Below are 20,483 nucleotides of genomic sequence, written 5' to 3'. Positions count from 1 at the left end.
TCTCAAAGATTGCGCGAAATGACCATGCGCTGAATGTCGCTGGTGCCTTCGTAGATCTGGCAGACCCGCACGTCGCGGTAGATGCGCTCCAGCGGGAAGTCGTTGAGGTAACCGTAACCGCCAAGGGTTTGCAATGCCATGGAGCAGACCTTCTCGGCCATTTCCGAGGCGAACAGTTTGGCCATCGACGCTTCGACCAGCGCTGGCTGACCGCTGTCGCGCAGGGCGGCGGCGTAATGCACCATCTGCCGCGCCACGGCGATCTGGGTGGCCATGTCCGCCAGACGGAACGCCACGGCCTGATGCTCGATGATCGGTTTGCCAAAGGTGTCACGTTCACGGGCGTAATCGCGTGCCGCTTCGAACGCGGCGCGGGCCATGCCCACCGATTGCGAAGCGATGCCGACGCGGCCGCCTTCGAGGTTGGCCAGGGCGATCTTGTAGCCCTCGCCCTCCTCGCCCAAACGGTTGGCCACCGGCACTTTCACGTCCTCGAACAGAATCTGGCAGGTGTCCGAGGCGTGTTGGCCGAGCTTGTCTTCGACCCGCGCGACTTTGTAGCCCGGCGAGTCGGTCGGCACGATGAACGCGCTGATCCCGCGCTTGCCCGCGCTCGGATCGGTGACGGCAAACACGATCACGATCCCGGCGTTCTGCCCGGAGGTGATGAACTGTTTGCAGCCGTTGAGCACGTAGTGATCGCCTTCCAGCCGAGCACGGGTTTTCAGGCTGCTGGCGTCGGAACCGGCCTGGGGTTCGGTCAACGCGAAGGCACCGAGCATCTCGCCGCTGGCCAGCGGCTTGAGGAAGCGCTCGCGCTGGTCGTCGTTGCCGAACTTGAGGATCGGCACGCAACCCACCGAGTTGTGCACGCTCATGATCGTCGAACAGGCGCCGTCGCCGGCGGCGATTTCTTCCAGGGCCATGGCGTAGGCCAGGTAACCGGTGTCGCAACCGCCCCACTGCTCCGGCACCAGCATGCCGAAGAAGCCCAGCCCGGCCATTTCGCCGATGGCTTCTTTCGGGAAGCGGTGCTCGCGATCCCACTCGGCAGCGAACGGTTTCAGCCGTTCCTCGGCAAACTGCCGGGCCATGTCGCGGATTTGTTGTTGGTCGTCATTGGGAATCATGGCAAATCCTTAACTCGGGTTCAGACGCACTCGACGGCCATCGCCGTGGCTTCGCCGCCGCCGATGCAGATCGCCGCGACGCCTCGTTTCAGGCCCTTCTGGCGCAGGGCCGAGAGCAAGGTCACCAGAATCCGCGCGCCGGACGCACCGATCGGATGACCGAGGGCGCAGGCGCCGCCATGGATGTTGAGCTTTTCGTGGGGAATTTCCAGGTGGGTCATCGCCGCCATGCCGACCACGGCGAAGGCTTCGTTGACTTCGAACAGATCGACCTGATCCAGCGACCAGCCGGTTTTCTTCATCAGCTTCTTGATCGCGCCAATCGGTGCCACCGGGAACAGGCCCGGGGTGTCAGCGAAGGCTGCGTGGCCGTGAATCACCGCCAGCGGTTTCAGACCCTGTTTTTGCGCTTGCGACTGACGCATCAGCACCAGTGCGGCGGCGCCGTCGGAGATCGAACTGGAGTTGGCTGCGGTCACGGTGCCGCCCTCGCGGAACGCCGGTTTCAGCGAGGCGATCTTGTCCAGTTTGGCCTTCGGTGGTTGCTCGTCGTTGCTGATCACCACTTGTTCTTTGCCAACGGTCACGGTCAGCGGAACGATCTCGGCCTTGAAGCTGCCGTCCTTGATCGCCTGCTGGGCGCGGGTGGTCGAGGCGATGGCGAAAGCGTCCTGAGCCTCACGGCTGAAGTTGTTGGTTTCAGCGCAATCCTCGGCGAAGGTGCCCATCAGGCGACCCTTGTCGTAGGCGTCTTCGAGGCCGTCGAGGAACATCGAATCCAGCACCCGGCCGTGGCCCATGCGGTAACCGGCGCGGGCGCGGTCCAGCAGATACGGCGCGTTGGACATGCTTTCCATGCCGCCGGCGATCACCACATCGGCGCTGCCGGCCAGCAGCATGTCGTGGGCCAGAATGGTGGTTTCCATGCCCGAGCCGCACATCTTGTTGACGGTGGTGCAGCGGGTGGATTTGTCCAGCCCGGCACCCAGTGCAGCCTGCCGCGCAGGCGCCTGGCCGAGACCGGCCGGCAATACGCAGCCGAACAACACTTCATCGACCGCATCAGCGGCGACACCGGCGCGTTCGACCGCCGCCTTGATCGCCGCCGCACCGAGTTGTGGCGCGGTCAGGCTTTTCAGCTCGCCCTGAAAACCGCCCATCGGGGTGCGGACGGCGCTGACGATGACAATCGGATCGTTGGAGATGGTCATGGGAAATCCTCCTTACTTGGCGGCCATGCGCAAGGCACCGTCGAGACGGATCACCTCGCCGTTGAGCATGCTGTTTTCAATGATATGCCGCACCAGCGCGGCGTACTCAGCCGGTTTGCCCAGGCGCGGCGGAAACGGTACGCCGGCGGCCAGCGAGTCGCGCACTTCCGGGGTCATGCCGGCCATCATCGGGGTTTCGAAAATGCCCGGGGCGATGGTCATCACGCGGATGCCGAAGCGCGCCAGTTCACGGGCGGCAGGCAGGGTCAGGCTGGCGATCGCGCCTTTGGATGCGGAGTACGCGGCCTGGCCGATCTGGCCGTCGAACGCAGCGACCGATGCGGTGTTGATGATCACGCCGCGCTCGCCGTCGGCGTTGGCTTCGCTTTCGGCAATCGCTGCCGCTGCCAGACGCAGCATGTTGAAGCTGCCGATCAGGTTGACGTTGATTACCTGAGCGAAACTGGACAAGGCGTGCGGGCCGTTCTTGCCGAGGATCTTCTCACCGCGAACGATGCCGGCGCAGTTCACCAGACCATTCAGGCTGCCAAAGGCTTTCACGGTCGCCTGCACAGCAGCTTCGGCGGCGGCTTCGTTGCTGATGTCGGCCACCACGCTCTGCGCGCCGAGGCGCTGGGCCTGAGCGGCGACGGCGTCGGCGTTCATGTCCACCAGCATCACTTTGGCGCCGGCGCTCACCAGCAATTCAGCGGTGGCGGCACCCAGGCCGGATGCGCCGCCGGTGACGATAAAAACCTTGTTCTCGATCTGCATGACTGACTTCCTGATTCAAGCTGAAACGTTGTGCGCCGCGGCCTCTTGAGCCTTGGCGATTTCCTGGTTGCGCAAGATAAAGCGCTGCAATTTGCCGCTCGGGGTTTTCGGCAACTCGCTGACAAATTCGATTTCACGGGGGTACGAATGCGCGGCCAGACGCTTGCGCACGTGTTGGCGCAGTTCTTCGGCCAGCGCAGGTTCCGCTCGGTATTGCGGGTTGAGCACGACGAAAGCTTTCACCAGTTCGGTGCGCTCCGGATCGGGCTTGCCGACCACCGCCGCTTCTACCACCGCCGGGTGTTCGATCAGTGCGCTTTCCACGTCGAACGGGCCGACCCGGTAGCCGGAAGTGGTGATCACGTCATCGCTGCGGCCGACGAAGCTGATGCTGCCGTCCGGGTTCCACTCCACGGTGTCGCCGCTCAGGTAGTAATCACCGATAAAGGCTTTGGTCGGCGCGCCTTGGTAACCGGCGAACCAGCACATCGGCGACTGTGTGCGGTCGATGGCGAGGATGCCGGGCTGACCGACGCCGAGTTCGTTGTTCTGCTCATCGAGCACCACGATGCGATGGCCCGGCGAAGCGAAACCGGCGGCGCCGAGGTGGATCGGGTGTTTGAGACCGTGGTGGTTGCACAGGACCATGCCCAGTTCGGTCTGGCCGTAATGGTCGTGAATGACCACGCCGAGGTTGTCGGCGAACCAGCGGATCACTTCCGGGTTCAACGGCTCGCCAGCGCTGCTGACGATGCGCAGCTTGCCCTTGATCGACTTGGCGAACTCATCGCCGCCGGCAATCAGCAGGCGATAGGCCGTCGGCGAACCGGTGAGGTTGGTGATCCCGTATTTGTTGATCACCCGGCAGGTACTTTCGAGGGTAAACGGGCCATCGTAGAACGTGATCGGATGGCCCATCGACAACGGGCCGGTGACGCCGAAATAGATGCCGTAGGCCCAGCCCGGATCGGCGACGTTCCAGAACGCATCTTCCGGGCGCAGGTCCACGGCATCGCGGGTATAGCTCTGGAACGCCACGACTGCCTTGAGCGGCACCGACAACGCTTTCGACGGGCCGGTGGTGCCCGAGGTGAACATCAGCAGGAACGGGTCTTCGCCGGTCAGCATCACCGGTTCGCAGACATTGGAGTGGTTGGGCAGTTCGGCCCAGAAACTGAAATCGCCACGGACGATGCCCTGGCCTTTCGGGCCACCGACGGTGACCAGCGTCGGGCAGTCGGCGACTTCGCTGAGTTTTGGCCGGTTGGCCGCATCGGTCACCACGACTTTGGCGCCGGAGCTGTTCAGGCGATGTTCGAGGGCTTTGGGGCCGAACGCGGTGAACAGCGGTTGATACACCGCGCCGATGCGCCAGGTGGCGAACACGGTGATCAGCAATTCGATATTGCGTGGCAGCAGGCCGGCGACCTTGTCGCCCTTCTGCACGCCCTGGGCGAGAAGGAAATTGGCGAAACGCGCGGCTTTGTCCTGCAGGTCGCTGAAGGTGTACGTCGCACTGGCGCCGTCGCGGCCTTCCCAGAACAGCGCGATGCGCCCCGGCAGCGCGTGCCGGTCACAACATTCGACGCAGGCGTTGAGCGCCTCGAGCGTGCCGCTGAGCGCGGCGTCCACGGTGTGCTGATAATCAAACTGTGCGGTGGCAGACAAGTAATCGCGCATTGCCAGAATCCCTCTGTTCTTATTAGGTTGGGGAACCGTAAACAACAGAGGAATACTCGCGCCGCACGCCGGCTGCGGCAATGGTCAAAGCCCTCAAAGTGGATGACTGGTTTGGCCAAGGTTTGCGTGGAATCGAGGATCAGACCGCCTCGTTGAGAATCAAGCTGCGGTAATGCCCAGGATTAGTCCCCGACCACTTGCGAAACGCCTTGTAGAACGAGCTGGCATCGGCAAAGCCCAGCCGCGTAGCGATCTCGGCAAAACTGATCGAAGGTTCCGCCAGCCAAGTGATCGCCAGCTCCTTGCGCACGCTGTCCTTCAAACCCTGATAGGTCTGCCCTTCTTCAGCCAGACGCCGACGCAAGGTCGAGGCCGACATGCACAACTGCTGGGCCAGCGTGTCGGTTTCCGGCCAGTGTTCGGCGGGCAACTGCCGCAGATCCTGCTTGATCCGGCTCGCAAGGCTTTCCGGGTCGCGGTACTTCACCAGAATGTTGGCCGGGGCATGGGCCAGGAAGCGTTTCAACTCTTCGGCGCTGCGCTTGATCGGCAGATCCAGCACATCAGCGGCGAAGATCATCCGCGTGCGCGGCCGGTCAAAGCGCAGGTTTTCCGAGAACATCACCCGATAGTCATCGCAGAAATCCGGCGCCGGGCAGCGCAGCTCGATGGCCAGGATCGGGATCCGCCGCCCCGCCAGCCAGCACGCCACGCCGTGGACGATCATCCAGTAAGTGAAATAGGTGAAGGCGCGGCGCGGTTCCGGGTCGTCTTCCAGCAGGACGATTTCCGCCAGACTCTGCTGGTGCACCAGTTGCGCCGGCATGCGTTCGAGCATCAGCGACAGGAAATTCAGACCGCTGCCCAGTCCGGCCGCCAGGTTCGGCTGGGCCATGGCGCTGCGGCAGAGGAATTCCAGGCTGCCGGATTTCAGCTTGCGTGGGTCCATGCCAAAGAATTCGTCATCGCCGCGCCGGGCCAACAGCCGCCACAACCGTGCGTACTGACTGGCCGGGACGCGCGCGTCATCGGTGGGCAGCAGCGCCGGATCGATCCCGACCTTGCTCAAGACTTCTTCCGTGGCCACGCCCGGGGCACAACTTTGCAGCAGTGCTTCGCGCACCAGTTGAATGGCGATGGTGTCTTTTTCCGACATGGAACGCGCGCAATCCTGTTGTTGTTCGAGTGGCGGGCATCTTAGCGCAGCTGGCCTGACGCCGCCGATGTTCAGACTCGTTCAGCTCCGGTTCAGGTAAATGTCAATGGATGCCATGTGAGAATGACTTTCATTATGTTACAACTTGTAACCTCATTTCGTTACACAGTGATCGTCGAATGCTCGTTCCCTTTTTGATCATGTTGCGCGAAGGCATCGAAGCCGCGCTGATCGTTGGCATCATCGCCAGCTACCTGCAACAGACCGGCCGTGGCCAGTGGATGCCGGCGGTGTGGATCGGGGTGTTTCTCGCCGCTGCGCTGGCGTTGCTGGTCGGCGGTGGCCTGGAACTGGTCAGCGCCGAATTCCCGCAAAAGCAACAGGAACTGTTCGAAGGCGTGGTCGGCCTCGTCGCTGTGGGCATTCTCAGTTCGATGGTGTTCTGGATGCGCAAGGTGGCGCGTTCGATCAAGCATTCGCTGCAAGCCTCCCTCGATCATGCGCTGACGTCTTCGAAGCATCAGGTCATCGCGTTGATCGCCATGGTGTTTTTCGCCGTGGCTCGGGAAGGTCTGGAAACCGTGTTCTTCCTGCTCGCCGTGTTCCAGCAGAGCGAAGGCCCGGCCGCGCCGATCGGCGCCCTGCTCGGCCTGATCCTGGCAATCATCGTCGGCTTCCTGATCTACAGCGGCAGCATGCGTTTGAACCTGTCGGCGTTCTTCCGCTGGACCGGGCTGTTCATCCTTGTGGTCGCCGCCGGGATTCTCGCCAACTCGGTGCAGGCGCTGCATGAAGCCGGGGTATGGAATCACCTGCAAACCGTGCTCTTTGACTTCAGCGCGACGCTGCCGATGGATGGCCCGCTGGGCTCGGTGCTGGCCGGCATGTTCGGTTATCAGGACGCACCGACCGTCAGCACCCTCGGCGCATACCTGATTTATCTGCTGGTGGCGCTGGTGATGTTCTTTATGCCGGCGCCCAGGCCCGCTGCTCAATCGTCTTCCGTTTCCAGCCAATAAGGGCCTTCATGTCAAAGCCTAATACTCCTCAGGCCTCGCCTCCCCGCGCCTTGCGCTGGGCGGTGGCCGGTTCGGTGGTCGTGATGATCGCCGCCGGAGGCCTGTTCTACTACGCCTCGAAAATGGCCGCCGCCAAACGTCAGCACAACCGTGACGAAGTGGTGGTCAACGTCCATCCGCACAGTTGCGAACCGAACGCCCTCACCGTCCCGGCCGGCCGCGCCAGCTTCCGCATCGTCAACCGCTCCGACCGGGCGGTGGAATGGGAAATCCTCGACGGCGTGCTGGTGATCGAAGAGCGCGAGAACATCGCGCCGGGCCTGAGCCAGGTGATCAACGCCAACCTGCAACCCGGCGATTACGCCATCACCTGCGGCCTGCTGAGCAACCCGCGCGGCACCCTGCACGTGACACCAACCGCCGCTTCGGATGCCGCCGCCAAGGCCAAGCCGTCGATGGTTGCCTTTGTCGGGCCGCTGTCGGAGTTCCGCGTCTATCTGGCCAGCCAGGGCAGCGCGCTGATCAAAGCCGTGACGGCGCTGAATCAAGCCATCGACAGCGGCGATCTGGCCCAGGCCCAGGCTTTGTACTTGCCGGCCCGCGCCGCGTACCAGCGTCTGGCCCCCGCCGCACAACGCCTGGCGGAACTGGACAACAGCATCAACGCCCGCGCCGATTACTTCGAAAAACGCGAGCAGGATTCGGCCTTCGTCGGTTTCCACCGCCTCGAATACGCGCTGTTCCAGCAACGCAAACTCGACGGTCTGACGCCCATTGCCCAAGGATTGCTCGACAACGTCACCACGCTGAAACAACAGCTGCTGGCCCAGTCGCTGCCGCCGGAGCAACTGGTGGAAATCGTCGTGCGCAACCTCAACACCCTCGCTGACGTGCGCGCCGCCAGCGGCGAAGAGGAACGCTACAGCCACAGCGATCTGAACGGCTTCGCGGCCAATCAGGAAACCGCGCACAAAGTCGTCGAACTGCTGCGTCCGCTGCTGAGCAAATCCGCCGCCGACCTGCTGCCGAAAATCGACGGCGCACTGGCTGATTTCGATACCACGCTGAACGGCTTCAAGGTCAAGGACGGCTACGCCAGCTACGACACCGTCAACGGTGAGCAACGCAAGCAGATCGCCGACAAGGCCAAGGCCCTGGCCGACGCCCTCGACGCCATTGATCCCGCCCTCGGCCTCTCCGGCCTGTAAGTAGAAGACGAATACCGATGAACGATTCCGAACACTTCAACCTGCAACGTCGCCGCGTATTGATGGGCATGGGCGCCGCCGGTGTCGCACTGGCCGGCACGGCGTTGAGCTGCCCGGCGATGGCCGCTGCCCCTGCGCAAGTCACCGAAGCGCCGAGCAGCGACAAGACCCAGGATCACCACGACTTTCATGGCGTGCATCAGAGCGGCATCGTCACCCCACGCCCGGCGGCCGGCATGCTGGTGTCGTTCGATGTGCTGGCCAGCGACCGCGAAGACCTCGAGCGTCTGTTCCGCACCCTCAACGAGCGCATCGCGTTCCTGATGAAGGGCGGCCCGGTGGCGCAGATCGATCCGAAGCTGCCGCCGCCGGATTCCGGCATCCTCGGCCCGGTAGTGACGCCGGACAACCTGACCATCACCGTATCCGTCGGCGAATCATTGTTCGATGAGCGCTTTGGCCTCGCGTCCGCCAAACCCAAGCGCCTGGTGCGCATGGTCGGTTTCCCCAACGATGCGCTGGAAGCCGATTGCTGCCACGGTGACCTGAGCCTGCAGTTCTGCTCCAACACCGCCGACACCAACATCCACGCCCTGCGCGACATCGTGAAGAACCTGCCGGACCTGCTGCTGGTGCGCTGGAAACAGGAAGGCAGCGTGCCGCCGCAAGCCCCGGCCAAGCCCGGTGTGCCGGCACAATCGGCGCGTAATTTTCTGGGTTTCCGCGACGGTTCGGCCAACCCGGATTCCAACGACGGCAAAGCCATGGATCGCATTGTCTGGGTGCAACCGGGCAGTGACGAACCGGCCTGGGCGGCCCACGGCAGTTATCAGGCGGTGCGGATCATCCGCAATTTCGTCGAACGCTGGGACCGCACGCCGTTGCAGGAACAGGAAAGCATCATCGGCCGGGTCAAAACCACCGGCGCGCCGATGGGCGCCAGCCATGAGACCGAGGTCCCGGATTACAGCAAGGACCCGGAAGGCAAGCTGACCAAGCTCGACGCGCACATCCGCCTGGCCAATCCGCGCACCGCCGCGAGCCAGGCCAACCTGATCCTGCGCCGGCCGTTCAACTACTCCAACGGCGTGAACAAGAACGGCCAGCTCGACATGGGCCTGCTGTTCATCTGTTACCAGGCCGACCTGGAAAAAGGCTTCATCACCGTGCAGACCCGCCTCAATGGCGAACCGCTGGAGGAATACCTCAAGCCGGTCGGCGGCGGTTACTTCTTCACCCTGCCGGGTGTCACGGGCGACAAGGACTTCATCGGTCGCTCGCTGCTGGCTGCCACACAACCCAAAACAACTGCATAACAACAGTCATATCAGGAGCCGCCCCATGAAAAAGACGCCACTCGCGTTATTGCTGACCCTTGGTTTGCTCAACACCCCGCTGTCGGCGTTCGCCGCGACCGCGCCTCTGGATCTGGTGGGGCCGGTGTCGGACTACAAGATCTACGTCACCGAGCAACTGGATGAACTGGCCAGCCACACCCAGCAGTTCACCGACGCGGTGAAAAAAGGCGACCTGGCCACCGCGCAGAAGCTCTACGCGCCGACCCGCGTTTTTTACGAGTCGATCGAGCCGATTGCCGAGCTGTTCAGTGACCTCGACGCCTCCATCGACTCCCGGGTCGACGACCACGAGCAAGGCGTGAAAGCCGAAGACTTCACCGGTTTCCACCGCATCGAATACTCGCTGTTCTCGGAAAAGAGCACCAAGGATCTGGACACCCTGGCCGATGGCCTGAACAAGGACGTGAAGGACCTGCAAACCCGCGTCGCCGGCCTGACCTTCCCGCCGGAAAAAGTCGTCGGCGGCGCCGCTGCGCTGCTCGAAGAAGTCGCCGCGACCAAGATCTCCGGTGAAGAAGACCGCTACAGCCACACCGACCTGTACGACTTCCAGGGCAACATCGACGGCGCGAAGAAAATCGTCGACCTGTTCCGTCCGCAGATCGAGAAGCAGGACAAGGCCTTCGTCGCCAAAGTCGACAAGAACTTCGCCACCGTGGACAAGATCCTGGCCAAGTACAAGACCAAGGACGGTGGCTTCGAGACTTACGACAAGGTGAAGGACAACGACCGCAAGGCGCTGGTTGGCCCGGTCAATACTCTGGCTGAAGACCTGTCGACATTGCGTGGCAAACTCGGTCTGAACTGAGTGCGCGCATAAAAAAATCCCCCGGACGCGTGCTGCGTTCGGGGGATTTTTTGTGGGCCGGTTTTAGAGGATGCGATAGAGCAACCGCTCGACCCGCACCCGGCTCACACGCTTGAGGAATTTCGCCACGCCCGCCGGATAGTCTGGCAAGGCTTCCAGATCCTGGAAACGTGCGATCCGCGTGGTGTGAACGAAGATGTTCTCCAGCTCCACGCGGCGCGGCTCGAGCCACTCGCCTTTCGGGTCATCGATCAGCAAGGCGTTTTCCAGATCGAGACGGAACGCCCGTGGGTTGAGGTTGTTGCCGGTCAGCAGCGTGTAGCGCTGGTCGATCCACATGCCCTTGAGGTGATAGCTGTTGTCGCCTTCACGCCACAAATGCAGGTTCAACTGGCCGCTGTCGATGTTGCGCTGATGGCGCTTGGCGAAACGGCGCAGGCTGATCTCGTAGAGATACGGCAGCGCGGCGATCACCTTGAACGGCTCGGTCGGCGGAATGTAGAAGTCGTTGGCCGTCTTGTCGCCGACCACGATGTCGATTTTCACGCCGCGCGCCAGCGCCCGGTTGATCTCGCGGATCACCCCCAGCGGCAGGTTGAAGTACGGCGTGCAGATGGTCAGTTGCTTCTGCGCGCTGGCGATCAGCTCCAGAATCACCCGGTTCAGCGGATTGTTCTTGCCCACACCGAGCAACGGACTCACCGACAGACCGGTATGCGCCGTGCTGCCGGCACTGGTGTCGTAGGCCGCATATTTGAGGCGGCTGCGCAGGTCGCCGATGTCGTTGCGCAGGCTGCGGGTGGTCGGCAGGTTCGGCAGGTCGAGGCGATGCACTGCTTTCGATTCGATCAGGCCGTGTTTGACCAGGTGGTGCATCGAGTCTGCCAGTTCGCGGCTCTGCAACACGTGATAACGGTCGAAACGGTACTTGTCGAATTTGTGCAGGTAGACGTTGTTCAGGCTCGCACCGCTGTAGACCACGCAATCGTCGATCACGAAGCCTTTGAGGTGCAGCACGCCGAACAGCTCGCGGGTCTGCACCGGCACGCCGTAGACCGGCACCACGCTCTGGTGGGTGCGGGTCATTTCCTGATACCACGCCGAGTTGCCCGGCTGTTTGCCGGCACCGATCAAGCCGCGCTGGGCCCGCAGCCAGTCGACGACCACCGCGATTTCAAGCTCGGGACGCTTGAGTTTGGCGGCGTGCAATGCATCAAGGATTTCCTGGCCGGCTTCATCGTTTTGCAGATAAAGCGCGACGAGATAGATGCGCTGGGTCGCCTGGGCGATTTTCTCCAGCAGGCAACGGCGGAAATCGGCGGCGCCGGGCAGGATCGTCACGGCCTCGGCGGTCAGCGGAAAGCTGCGCAGTTTGGGCAGCAGAGAGCGTTTGAAAAGCAACGGCATAGGGCTCGCAATGGGTCGAATCCGAAGAACCCGAGAGCTTACACCATCAACTCCTTCGGGTCTTGTGAGTGTCTGTAATGACTTGACTGATCGTTGATCGTTCCCACGCTCTGCGTGGGAATGCCTCAAGGGACGCTCCGCGTTCCAGCTCTGGAAGGGACGCGGAGCGTCCCGGGCTGCATTCCCACGCGGAGCGTGGGAACGATCAAAGCAAGAACAATAGAAATAACTGCTTGACCAAGGAGAACGATCGTTCTACTGTTCGCCACATGAACGAAATCACAAGCAACGACACGACCCGAGACATCATTCTGGATGTCACCGAAAAGTTGATCTACAAAAGTGGCATCGCGGCCACCGGCATGGATCTTCTGGTGAAAACCGCCGGCGTTTCCAGAAAGAGTATCTACCGCTACTTCGCCAACAAGGAGGAGTTGACCGTCGCCGCCCTGCAACGCCGCGACGTGCGCTGGATGCATTGGTACAGAAGCGCCGTGGATCAGGCCGAAACCCCGGCCGACCGCCTGCTCAACCTGTTTACCGTGCTCAAGGGCTGGTTCGCCTCGGAAGGCTTCCGGGGCTGCGCCTTCATCAATACCAGTGGCGAAACCGGCGATCCCGAGGATCCGGTCCGCCTGGTCGCCAAAGACCACAAACAGAAGCTGCTCGACTACCTGTGCGAGCTGTGTACCGAACATGGAGCCGAGGACCCGCAACTGTTGGCCAAGCAGCTGCTGATCCTGATTGACGGCGCCATTACCGTAGCGCTTGTGATGGGTGATCACAGTGCCGCCGATAATGCGCAATGCATGGCGCGAAAGTTATTGGACCTGTAACGCCTTAATAAGCCTGACAAGTTGTTTAACTGTTAATAGATCGGGAGACAAACATGTCTACTGCAGCCGAAGTTCGTCCGCCATTGCCACCGTTCAACCGTGAATCGGCCATTGAAAAAGTTCGTCTGGCCGAGGATGGCTGGAACTCCCGCGACCCGGAGCGCGTGTCGCTGGCCTACACCCTGGACACCAAATGGCGTAACCGCGCCGAATTCGCCCACAACCGCGAAGAAGCCAAGGGTTTCCTGACCCGCAAATGGGCCAAGGAACTGGATTACCGCCTGATCAAGGAACTCTGGGCCTACTCCGACACCCGCATCGCCGTGCGCTACGCCTACGAGTGGCACGACGACTCGGGCAACTGGTTCCGTTCCTACGGCAACGAAAACTGGGAGTTCGACGAGCACGGCCTGATGTTCCAGCGTTACGCCTGCATCAACGACATGCCGATCAAGGAAAGCGAACGCAAGTTCCACTGGCCGCTGGGCCGCCGCCCGGATGATCATCCGGGGTTGTCTGAGCTGGGTCTGTAATTAAGTAGCCGATCCCTCCTGCACAGTGTGCAGGAGGGATTTTCAGGCGACTTCGGCAGTCCGTGCCGAATGCGCTTTGGCTTCCAGTTCCCTCACCAGCGGCAACACCCGCTGCCCGAAATACTCCACCTCTTCCTGAAAGTGTAGGAACCCCGCCAATACCAGATCAACCCCCACCGCTTTCAACGCGACGATCCGCTCGGCAATCTGCTGCGGCGTACCGATCAGATTGGTCTTGAAGCCGTCGTTGTACTGCACCAGATCTTCAAAGGTCGATTTGGCCCAGTTACCCTCACCTTCCGGCGACGCCCTGCCCGCCTGTTTCGCCGCATCACCGAACGCATTCACCGCTTCCGGATCAGCCTGATCGATGATCTGCGCCAGCACCGCTTTGGCTTCTTCTTCGGTATCCCGGGCGATCACAAAAGCATTCACCCCGACCTTCACCGAATGATGGTTCGCCGCCGCTTTGGCGCGAATATCATCGACCTGCGCCTTGATGCCCTCGACGCTGTTGCCGTTGGTGAAATACCAGTCCGATACCCGCGCCGCCATGTCCCGCGCGGCACGGGAGCTGCCACCCTGAAAGATTTCCGGCCGTCCCAGTGGTTTCGGCTTGAGGCTGTAGTTGTCGAAGCGATAGAAATCGCCACGGAAGGTGAAATTGTCCTGACTCCATATCCCTCGCAATGAGCGGATGAACTCTTCCGAACGACGATAGCGCTCGTCGTGCTCCAGCCAATGCTCGCCAATCGCCTGGAATTCGCCCTTGAACCAGCCGCTGACGATGTTCACCGCAATCCGGCCGTTGGTGAGTTGATCTATGGTCGCCAACTGCTTGGCCGCCAGTGCCGGTTGCCACGGACCGGGCAGAATGGCGGCGATGACTTTGAGTTTGCTGGTGGCCGCGAGCAGCGCATGGCTGAAGGCAACCGACTCATGCTGGAACTCGGCGCCGTAACCGGCGGTGAAGCGGATTTGCGTCAGGGCGTATTCGAAACCCGCCGCCTCGGCCAGTTGCGCCAGTTTGCGGTTGTAGTCGATGCCCCAATCGGTGCGTTGCTCGATCTTGCTGACCACCAGCCCACCGCTGACGTTCGGCACCCAGTAGGCAAATTTCACGGCTTGCTGACTCATTGGCGTGTCCTCGGGACAGTTGATGAAGGTGAGTGAGCTAGAGCAGCAAGCGTGCCAGCAGCGGGAAGCCCGGTTTTATTGGAGTTTCAGGCAATCGGCATGCATGGTGAGAGGGTGATTTGTTGTGTGCGTGTTGGCTGGGCAACAGTTGAGCAGTCGGTGGCCAGGCCTTATGGGTCGCCGCAACACTTGGAAATGAGTAACATGAACGCCCTCCCCGCAGCCCAGCTCTGCAACCTGCCGAATAAGCCGATTCCATGCCTTTCGAACTCAGCGTTGACCTCACCACCCTGGCCGTTCTGGCCCTTGTCGCTTTCATTGCCGGATTCATCGACGCCATCGCCGGCGGTGGCGGTCTGTTGACCACGCCTGCGTTGCTCACCGCCGGCCTGCCGCCGCACCTGGTGCTGGGCACCAACAAGTTGAGTTCGACCTTCGGTTCGGCCACCGCCAGTTTCACCTTCTACCGACGCAAGCTGTTTCACCCACGGCAGTGGATGCACGCCATCGTTGGCACACTGGTCGGCGCGCTGACCGGCGCCATCGTCGCCCATTACCTGCCCGCCGAATGGCTGAACAAGATGCTGCCGGTGATCGTCTTCGCCTGTGGCCTGTACCTGTTGTTTGGCGGCACGCCGAAAGCGCCGCTGGACAGCGACGCACCGATCAAGAAGAAGTGGCAATCGACCCAGGGCTTCAGCCTCGGTTTCTACGACGGCGTGGCCGGCCCCGGCACTGGCGCGTTCTGGACCGTCAGCAGTTTGTTGCTCTACCCGATCGATCTGGTCAAGGCCAGCGGCGTGGCGCGCAGCATGAACTTCGTCAGCAACATTGCGGCGCTGTCGGTGTTCGTGTTTTCCGGGCAGGTGGACTGGATCATCGGCCTGAGCATGGGCCTGTCGGTGATGGTCGGCGCGTTCTTCGGGGCGCGCACCGCGATCAGCGGCGGCGCCAAGTTCATTCGTCCGGTGTTCATCACCGTGGTGCTGGGGTTGACCGTGCGTCTAGCCTGGCAGCACTGGTTCAGTGTGGCCTAAGCGCCGCGCCACGTAGACGTCGATCAGGTAACGGGCAATCGATTTGGACGCCGGCAACGGCGGCAGATCGTGCACGTTGAACCACTGGGCGTCTTCGATCTCGTCTTCCTGACAGACAATCTCGCCACCCGCGTATTCGGCATGGAAGCCGAGCATCATCGAGTGCGGAAACGGCCAGCACTGGCTGCCCAGGTACTGAATGTTCTTCACCTCGATCTGCACTTCCTCGCGCACTTCGCGAATCAGGCAATCCTCGGCCGACTCACCCGGTTCGGCAAACCCGGCCAGCGTGCTGTAGACCCCAGTGACGAAACGCGGTGAACGCGCCAGCAGCACTTCATCGCCACGGGTCACCAGCACGATCATGCTCGGCGAAATCCGCGGATAACTGCGCAGATCGCACGGCTGGCAATACATCGCCCGCTCGCGCGGCACCTGGGTCATGGCCTGACCGCAATTGCCGCAGAAACGGTGTTCGCGGGCCCACGTCCCGATCTGCGCCGCATAACCCAGCACTTTGTAGATCGTGTGATCGCCATCGAGCATGAACGCCCGCAGGCCTTTCCAGTTGCAACCCGGCACCTCGCTGGTGCTGCGCAGTTCCAGCAGATACACCGGTTCGCCATCGAGATGACCGATACCGTGCTCGGCAAGGATCGACAAGTCCTGGCGCTTGAGCCATTCCCGGGGGAACAGCGCGCCGTTGTCATCGAACAGGAAACCCTCGGGGCTGCGCGCCACGGCCCAGCCGCCGGGTTGATCGGTGTCCAGTACTGCAGTGGTCCAGCGAGATGTCATGGTTTCTCAATCCAGAAATTCGGGTTTCTGTTTGCTCATATGGGCGGCCATGGCCACGCGCAAATCGTTGGATTGCAGCATGGCGGCGTTCCAGGTGGCAACGTACTCGAGACCGTCGTCGATGCGATGGTCACGCATGTAGCTGATCATTTCCTTGGTGCCGGTGACCGCGATCGGCGACTTGCCGGCGATGTCCCGGGCAATGTCCATCACGCCTTCGATCAGGCCGTCCTTGTCGCTGTAGACGCGATTGACCAGACCAATGCTGCGCGCTTCTTCGGCGCCAAAGGTGCGACCGGTGTAAGCCAGCTCACGCAGCATGCCGTCACCGATGATCCGTGGCAACCGTTGCAGGGTGCCGACGTCGGCCGCCATGCCGATGTCGATTTCCTTGATCGAGAATTGCGCGTCTTCGGCGGCGTAGCGCATGTCGCAGGCCGCGATCAGGTCGATGGCGCCGCCCAGGCAGTAACCCTGGATCGCCGCGAGTACCGGTTTGCGGCAATTGTCCACGGCATTGAATGAGGCTTGCAGGGTCAGGATCTTCTTGCGCAGCAGGCGCGCATTGCGGCCGACGTCCTTGCCCAGTTCATTGGCCACGCCGGCCAGCATCATCAGGTCGATGCCCGAGGAAAAGTGTTTGCCGGCGCCGCTGAGCACCACCACCCGCACTTCGTCGGTGTCGTCGATCCACTGGAACACCTCGACGATTTCGCTCCAGAACGCGGCGTTCATCGAGTTGATCTTTTCCGGACGATTGATCTGCACATGGGCGATGTTGTCGGCCAGTTCGACGCTGAAGGCGGTGTATTGAGTCATGGCAGAAATCCTTTACCGGGCTGAAAATGAGGCCCGAACTATAACAAGGCATCAGCACGGCGGTTCGGCCAAATGCGGGACTCTAGCCGTTCTTCACCGCGACGAAGGCGGCGGTCTCGTAAGGCACGGTCACCACCTCCCTGCCCCGCAGCAGCGGCTCGCCGGTAATCAGTTGAGCAATCTGCTCGTCGATCTTCGCGCGCTGCTGATCGCTCAGCGCCGCAATGAAACTGGTGGAGCGCACCCGGTTGAAGATCACATCTTCCGGCGAGCCGGTGTGGCCGTGCTGAAAGTGCTGAGCCTGCAACGGCCCGAACGCCGGATGGGGAAAGGCCTTGCGCCATTCGCCGGTGTAGAAGCGCGGCGTGTCGCCTTCCAGCGCGTTGACGATGGCGTCCAGCTTGGGCACCCAGTCAATCCGGGTGTCGCGCAGGTTCCAGATCAAGCCCAGTTTGCCGCCCGGTTTGAGGACACGGGCGATTTCATCCAGCGCCTCGGTGCTGGCAAACCAGTGAAAGGCCTGCGCGCACACCACCGCATCCACCGAGGCGTCGGGCAGCGGCAAATCCGTCGCCGTACCGCTGACGGCCAGCACTTGCGGCCAGGCCAGTGACAGTTTTTCCAGCATCTGCGCCACCGGTTCCACGGCGATTACCTGGGCACCGGTCGCCACCAGCCGTCCGGTGAACTTGCCGGTGCCGGCGCCGAGGTCGATAACAGTCTTGTGGGCATCGAGGCCCAAGGCGCCCGCCAGCCATTCGCTGACGGCCGGCGGATAGTCGGGCCGGCCTTTGACGTAGGTGTCGGCAGCGGTTTTGTAGCCGCTGGCGGCCGAGTGGTGAACCTGATCTTTCATGGCCAAACTCCCATGGTAGAACTGCAGATCGACAACGAATGCTGACGAGCATAGCGCCGGAAAAAGGGCTTTCCTTTAACAAAGCCTGACAAAGCAATGAATAAATTTTCACCCTGCGGTGTTCAAAGTGAAACATGACCCCCTGTGGAGCCTTGCCCATGACTATCCGTTCCGTTATGTTCGCCGCCCCGTTGCTGGTGGCCGCCGTTTTCGCGAGCCCCCTCGCCCTCGCCAATGGCGATGAAGAGGCGCCCGTTCAGAAACCCAACTGCCCCAAAGGCCAGGTGTTCGACACCAAAACCCAGAAGTGCGTGATGCAGACCAGCCATCTGGTGCCCGACGCCGACCGGACCGATTACGCCTATCGTCTGGCCAAGGCCGGCCGTTATGAAGAAGCGCTGGCCCTGCTCGACACGCTGCAACAACCGAACACCGCCAAGGCCCTCAACTATCGCGGTTACGCGACGCGCAAACTGGGACGCACTGACGAAGGCATCGGTTATTACCTGCAATCGGTGAAACTCGATCCGCAGTACGCGCAGGTCCGCGAATACCTGGGCGAAGCCTATGTGATCAAGGGCCGCGTCGATCTGGCGCAGGAGCAGTTGCAGCACATCCAGAAGATTTGCGGCACGACCTGCGAGGAATACCGGGACCTGGCCGAAGCCATCAACGATTCATCGAAAACCTGACACGACACGCGGAGGCGAACATTTTCAGCGATCAGGCCTTCAGAGCCGAACTCGGGCAACACCTGGCGCGCCTGTGGCGTTACGGCTTGCTGCTGTCGCGCAATCGGCACGTGGCCGAGGATCTGGTGCAAGCCACCTGCGTACGGGCGCTCGAGCGTTCGAGCCAGTACGTGGTCGGCACGCGCATGGATCGCTGGCTGCTGAGCATCCTGCATTCGATCTGGCTCAACGAAGTGCGCGCCCGCCGGGTGCGCCAGGGCCAGGGTGTGGCGGATGCCGAAAGTCAGCTGACCTTCGATGGCGAATACGCCGCGCAGACCCACGTGATGGCCGCGCAGGTGATCCGACGGGTCGATGCGCTGCCGGAAACCCAGCGCGAAACGGTGTATCTCGCCTACGTAGAAGGCCTGTCCTACCGCGAAGTGGCCGAGATCCTGCAAGTGCCGATCGGCACGGTCATGAGTCGGCTGGCCACCGCGCGCCTGAAACTGGCCGAATACCCGCCGCTGCAAGCGGTACCGAACACCCCCGCAGGAGACCGGCAATGAATACGCCTTCCGACGAGCAACTGGTGGCGTATCTGGACGATGAACTGGACCGCGAACAGCGCAGCCAACTCGACAGCCTCATCGCCGACGATCCGCTGCTGAGTTTGCGGGTGCAATGGCTGAGCCGCAGCAACCTGCCATTCAAGGCTGCCTATGACGAACTGGCGCAACAGGCGCCGCTCGATCGCTTGCAGGCACGGCTCGATGCCGCGCCGTCACCGCAGAAACCCGGTTTCAGCCGGCGCTGGTTCATCGGCGCGGCGGCAGCGGGCGTGGCAGTCGCGGGTGTCGCGGCGGACCGCTTGTTTCTGGCCTGGCAAGCGCAGCAATCGCACAACTGGCGTGAACTGGTGGGCGATTACATGGCGCTGTATGTGCCGCAGACCCTCGAACATCTGCCCACCGACGAAGCCTCGCAACTGGCGCAGTTGCGAACCGTCGATGCGCGGCTGGGCGTGAGCCTGTCGCCGGCGAAACTGAAACTGCCCGGCGCGCAGTTCAAGCGCGCGCAGCTACTTGAATATGACGGCGTACCCATCGCCCAGATGACCTGGCTCGACGCCACCCACGGCCCGCTGGCGCTGTGCGTCACGCGCACCAACAGCGGCAGCCAGCCGCTGGCCCATGAACGCCGGCACGGGATGAACGTGGTGTACTGGACCGAACGCGAGCACGCCTGGATGCTGATCGGCCATCACCCGGCTTCCGAGCTGGAAGACATGGCGAAAATGTTTAAAACCAGGCTGAACGTTTAAAGAATTTTGTCACTATGCTGCTCGGGTGATTTTCCAAGAAGGATGGATTTATGCCGATTTCGCCACGCACTGCCCTGCTGGTCATCGACGTGCAGAACGACTTCATTCCCGGTGGCCAGTTGGCCGTGCCCGAAGGTGATCTGATCGTCCCGCTGATCAACCGCCTCGCCGGGCAGTTCAAGCAAGTGGTCATTGCCCAGGACTGGCACCCGGCCGGGCATGCTTCGTTTGCTTCCAGCCATCCCGGGCATCAGCCGTACGACGTGATTCAACTGCCGTACGGCGAGCAGACGCTGTGGCCGGATCACTGCATTCAGGGTTCGCGCGGTGCCGAGTTTCACTCGGGACTCGATCTGCCCCACGCGCAGTTGGTCATCCGCAAGGGCTGCAACCCGGACATCGACAGTTATTCGGCGTTTCTGGAAGCGGATCGCGTCACGACCACGGGTCTTGCGGGGTATCTGAAGGAACGCGGGATCGACACGGTGTACATGGTCGGTTTGGCGCTGGATTTCTGCGTGATGTTCTCCGCGCTGGATGCACGGGCGGCGGGGTTCAATGCGTTTGTGGTGCTGGATGCATGCCGGGCGATTGACTTGAATGGCTCGCTGGCGACGGCGATCGAGCGGATGCAAGTGGCCGGGGTTGGATTGATCCAGTCGACTGAGATCCTCTAATTTCCACCCAGAGAACTGATCGTTCCCACGCTCTGCGTGGGAAC

General features: G+C 62.0%; 21 protein-coding genes. 11 read left to right on the top strand and 10 right to left on the bottom strand.

Features of this window, described 5'->3' with window-relative positions:
• Positions 1–2: 2 nt before the first annotated feature.
• From AC1RT4_RS04655 to AC1RT4_RS04635, 5 genes are all read right to left on the bottom strand, one after another.
• On the bottom strand, positions 3–1,130 hold the full coding sequence (locus tag AC1RT4_RS04655; RefSeq protein WP_011334278.1) for an acyl-CoA dehydrogenase: 1,128 nt from the start codon (positions 1,128–1,130) through the stop codon (positions 3–5).
• A 20-nt stretch (positions 1,131–1,150) separates the two neighbouring features.
• The gene (locus tag AC1RT4_RS04650) at positions 1,151–2,341 is read right to left on the bottom strand and encodes an acetyl-CoA C-acyltransferase (protein ID WP_493083861.1); all 1,191 of its coding nucleotides are present in this window, start codon (positions 2,339–2,341) and stop codon (positions 1,151–1,153) included.
• A 12-nt stretch (positions 2,342–2,353) separates the two neighbouring features.
• Complete coding sequence (locus tag AC1RT4_RS04645; protein ID WP_085603435.1) at positions 2,354–3,115, bottom strand: SDR family NAD(P)-dependent oxidoreductase; 762 nt, start codon at positions 3,113–3,115, stop codon at positions 2,354–2,356.
• A gap of 15 nt (positions 3,116–3,130) precedes the next feature.
• Positions 3,131–4,795, bottom strand: a complete 1,665-nt coding sequence (locus tag AC1RT4_RS04640) for an AMP-binding protein (RefSeq protein ID WP_493083859.1) — start codon at positions 4,793–4,795, stop codon at positions 3,131–3,133.
• A gap of 139 nt (positions 4,796–4,934) precedes the next feature.
• Entirely contained in the window at positions 4,935–5,951 is a 1,017-nt protein-coding gene (locus tag AC1RT4_RS04635) for an AraC family transcriptional regulator (RefSeq protein WP_493083857.1), read from the bottom strand.
• Between the two features lie 179 nt (positions 5,952–6,130).
• Between AC1RT4_RS04635 and efeU the strand changes: the two genes are divergently transcribed.
• The 4 genes from efeU to efeO (AC1RT4_RS04615) are packed head-to-tail and all read left to right on the top strand — an operon-like array spanning position 6,131 to position 10,344.
• Complete coding sequence (gene efeU / locus AC1RT4_RS04630) at positions 6,131–6,970, top strand: iron uptake transporter permease EfeU (RefSeq protein ID WP_493083854.1); 840 nt, start codon at positions 6,131–6,133, stop codon at positions 6,968–6,970.
• Between the two features lie 8 nt (positions 6,971–6,978).
• The gene (efeO, locus tag AC1RT4_RS04625; protein WP_493083852.1) at positions 6,979–8,178 is read left to right on the top strand and encodes an iron uptake system protein EfeO; all 1,200 of its coding nucleotides are present in this window, start codon (positions 6,979–6,981) and stop codon (positions 8,176–8,178) included.
• A 17-nt stretch (positions 8,179–8,195) separates the two neighbouring features.
• On the top strand, positions 8,196–9,494 hold the full coding sequence (gene efeB, locus AC1RT4_RS04620; protein WP_493083850.1) for an iron uptake transporter deferrochelatase/peroxidase subunit: 1,299 nt from the start codon (positions 8,196–8,198) through the stop codon (positions 9,492–9,494).
• A 25-nt stretch (positions 9,495–9,519) separates the two neighbouring features.
• Positions 9,520–10,344 carry an iron uptake system protein EfeO gene (efeO, locus tag AC1RT4_RS04615; RefSeq protein WP_493083848.1) on the top strand — a complete coding sequence of 275 codons (825 nt, stop codon included), beginning with the start codon at positions 9,520–9,522 and terminating at the stop codon, positions 10,342–10,344.
• 63 nt (positions 10,345–10,407) lie between these two features.
• Here the strand turns inward: efeO (AC1RT4_RS04615) and pssA are convergent, their stop codons facing one another.
• Positions 10,408–11,751 (bottom strand): CDP-diacylglycerol--serine O-phosphatidyltransferase, encoded by a 1,344-nt coding sequence (pssA, locus tag AC1RT4_RS04610; RefSeq protein WP_041475284.1) that lies wholly within the window; start codon positions 11,749–11,751, stop codon positions 10,408–10,410.
• A 269-nt stretch (positions 11,752–12,020) separates the two neighbouring features.
• Here pssA and AC1RT4_RS04605 point away from each other — a divergent pair, with 269 nt between their 5' ends.
• A complete protein-coding gene (locus AC1RT4_RS04605) occupies positions 12,021–12,587 on the top strand; it encodes a TetR/AcrR family transcriptional regulator (protein WP_007951264.1) in 567 nt (188 codons plus the stop codon).
• A 53-nt stretch (positions 12,588–12,640) separates the two neighbouring features.
• A complete protein-coding gene (locus AC1RT4_RS04600) occupies positions 12,641–13,120 on the top strand; it encodes a nuclear transport factor 2 family protein (protein ID WP_493083846.1) in 480 nt (159 codons plus the stop codon).
• A gap of 42 nt (positions 13,121–13,162) precedes the next feature.
• Here the strand turns inward: AC1RT4_RS04600 and sfnG are convergent, their stop codons facing one another.
• A complete protein-coding gene (gene sfnG, locus AC1RT4_RS04595; protein WP_493083844.1) occupies positions 13,163–14,257 on the bottom strand; it encodes a dimethylsulfone monooxygenase SfnG in 1,095 nt (364 codons plus the stop codon).
• 257 nt (positions 14,258–14,514) lie between these two features.
• Between sfnG and AC1RT4_RS04590 the strand changes: the two genes are divergently transcribed.
• Positions 14,515–15,294, top strand: a complete 780-nt coding sequence (locus AC1RT4_RS04590; protein WP_027611974.1) for a TSUP family transporter — start codon at positions 14,515–14,517, stop codon at positions 15,292–15,294.
• On the opposite strand, the gene nudC is transcribed toward AC1RT4_RS04590, so the two are convergent.
• The 3 genes from nudC to AC1RT4_RS04575 form a co-directional block, all read right to left on the bottom strand.
• Positions 15,262–16,092 (bottom strand): NAD(+) diphosphatase, encoded by an 831-nt coding sequence (gene nudC / locus AC1RT4_RS04585; RefSeq protein WP_493083842.1) that lies wholly within the window; start codon positions 16,090–16,092, stop codon positions 15,262–15,264. The genes AC1RT4_RS04590 and nudC overlap by 33 nt on opposite strands.
• A 6-nt stretch (positions 16,093–16,098) precedes the next feature.
• Complete coding sequence (locus AC1RT4_RS04580; RefSeq protein WP_011334292.1) at positions 16,099–16,911, bottom strand: crotonase/enoyl-CoA hydratase family protein; 813 nt, start codon at positions 16,909–16,911, stop codon at positions 16,099–16,101.
• Positions 16,912–16,993: 82 nt separating this feature from the next.
• Entirely contained in the window at positions 16,994–17,767 is a 774-nt protein-coding gene (locus tag AC1RT4_RS04575; RefSeq protein WP_493083839.1) for a class I SAM-dependent methyltransferase, read from the bottom strand.
• Between the two features lie 158 nt (positions 17,768–17,925).
• Between AC1RT4_RS04575 and AC1RT4_RS04570 the strand changes: the two genes are divergently transcribed.
• The 4 genes from AC1RT4_RS04570 to pncA all read left to right on the top strand — a co-directional run bounded on the left by AC1RT4_RS04570 (position 17,926) and on the right by pncA (position 20,439).
• Entirely contained in the window at positions 17,926–18,459 is a 534-nt protein-coding gene (locus tag AC1RT4_RS04570) for a tetratricopeptide repeat protein (protein WP_493083837.1), read from the top strand.
• Positions 18,460–18,521: 62 nt separating this feature from the next.
• Positions 18,522–19,007, top strand: a complete 486-nt coding sequence (locus AC1RT4_RS04565) for an RNA polymerase sigma factor (protein ID WP_493084458.1) — start codon at positions 18,522–18,524, stop codon at positions 19,005–19,007.
• A complete protein-coding gene (locus AC1RT4_RS04560; protein ID WP_493083835.1) occupies positions 19,004–19,762 on the top strand; it encodes an anti-sigma factor family protein in 759 nt (252 codons plus the stop codon). The genes AC1RT4_RS04565 and AC1RT4_RS04560 overlap by 4 nt, the downstream gene beginning before the upstream one ends.
• A 50-nt stretch (positions 19,763–19,812) precedes the next feature.
• Positions 19,813–20,439, top strand: a complete 627-nt coding sequence (gene pncA / locus AC1RT4_RS04555; RefSeq protein ID WP_493083833.1) for a bifunctional nicotinamidase/pyrazinamidase — start codon at positions 19,813–19,815, stop codon at positions 20,437–20,439.
• Positions 20,440–20,483 lie beyond the last annotated feature (44 nt).

The organism is Pseudomonas sp. GW821-FHT11D10 (assembly GCF_058808435.1).
The sequence above is the reverse complement of the archived record's forward strand: the minus strand, read 5'-3'. Positions and strand labels throughout refer to the sequence as shown.

What these genes read in the sequence shown, in the direction of transcription:
- AC1RT4_RS04640 (WP_493083859.1), bottom strand. Translation starts at nt 4,795, where the DNA reads ATGCGCGATTACTTGTCTGCCACCGCACAGTTTGATTATCAGCACACC.
- pssA (WP_041475284.1), bottom strand. Translation starts at nt 11,751, where the DNA reads ATGCCGTTGCTTTTCAAACGCTCTCTGCTGCCCAAACTGCGCAGCTTT.
- AC1RT4_RS04655 (WP_011334278.1), bottom strand. Translation starts at nt 1,130, where the DNA reads ATGATTCCCAATGACGACCAACAACAAATCCGCGACATGGCCCGGCAG.
- AC1RT4_RS04570 (WP_493083837.1), top strand. Translation starts at nt 17,926, where the DNA reads ATGACTATCCGTTCCGTTATGTTCGCCGCCCCGTTGCTGGTGGCCGCC.
- AC1RT4_RS04590 (WP_027611974.1), top strand. Translation starts at nt 14,515, where the DNA reads ATGCCTTTCGAACTCAGCGTTGACCTCACCACCCTGGCCGTTCTGGCC.
- AC1RT4_RS04635 (WP_493083857.1), bottom strand. Translation starts at nt 5,951, where the DNA reads ATGTCGGAAAAAGACACCATCGCCATTCAACTGGTGCGCGAAGCACTG.
- sfnG (WP_493083844.1), bottom strand. Translation starts at nt 14,257, where the DNA reads ATGAGTCAGCAAGCCGTGAAATTTGCCTACTGGGTGCCGAACGTCAGC.
- efeU (WP_493083854.1), top strand. Translation starts at nt 6,131, where the DNA reads ATGCTCGTTCCCTTTTTGATCATGTTGCGCGAAGGCATCGAAGCCGCG.
- AC1RT4_RS04650 (WP_493083861.1), bottom strand. Translation starts at nt 2,341, where the DNA reads ATGACCATCTCCAACGATCCGATTGTCATCGTCAGCGCCGTCCGCACC.
- pncA (WP_493083833.1), top strand. Translation starts at nt 19,813, where the DNA reads ATGCCGATTTCGCCACGCACTGCCCTGCTGGTCATCGACGTGCAGAAC.
- AC1RT4_RS04605 (WP_007951264.1), top strand. Translation starts at nt 12,021, where the DNA reads ATGAACGAAATCACAAGCAACGACACGACCCGAGACATCATTCTGGAT.
- nudC (WP_493083842.1), bottom strand. Translation starts at nt 16,092, where the DNA reads ATGACATCTCGCTGGACCACTGCAGTACTGGACACCGATCAACCCGGC.
- efeO (WP_493083848.1), top strand. Translation starts at nt 9,520, where the DNA reads ATGAAAAAGACGCCACTCGCGTTATTGCTGACCCTTGGTTTGCTCAAC.
- AC1RT4_RS04560 (WP_493083835.1), top strand. Translation starts at nt 19,004, where the DNA reads ATGAATACGCCTTCCGACGAGCAACTGGTGGCGTATCTGGACGATGAA.
- AC1RT4_RS04575 (WP_493083839.1), bottom strand. Translation starts at nt 17,767, where the DNA reads ATGAAAGATCAGGTTCACCACTCGGCCGCCAGCGGCTACAAAACCGCT.
- efeO (WP_493083852.1), top strand. Translation starts at nt 6,979, where the DNA reads ATGTCAAAGCCTAATACTCCTCAGGCCTCGCCTCCCCGCGCCTTGCGC.
- AC1RT4_RS04600 (WP_493083846.1), top strand. Translation starts at nt 12,641, where the DNA reads ATGTCTACTGCAGCCGAAGTTCGTCCGCCATTGCCACCGTTCAACCGT.
- efeB (WP_493083850.1), top strand. Translation starts at nt 8,196, where the DNA reads ATGAACGATTCCGAACACTTCAACCTGCAACGTCGCCGCGTATTGATG.
- AC1RT4_RS04645 (WP_085603435.1), bottom strand. Translation starts at nt 3,115, where the DNA reads ATGCAGATCGAGAACAAGGTTTTTATCGTCACCGGCGGCGCATCCGGC.
- AC1RT4_RS04580 (WP_011334292.1), bottom strand. Translation starts at nt 16,911, where the DNA reads ATGACTCAATACACCGCCTTCAGCGTCGAACTGGCCGACAACATCGCC.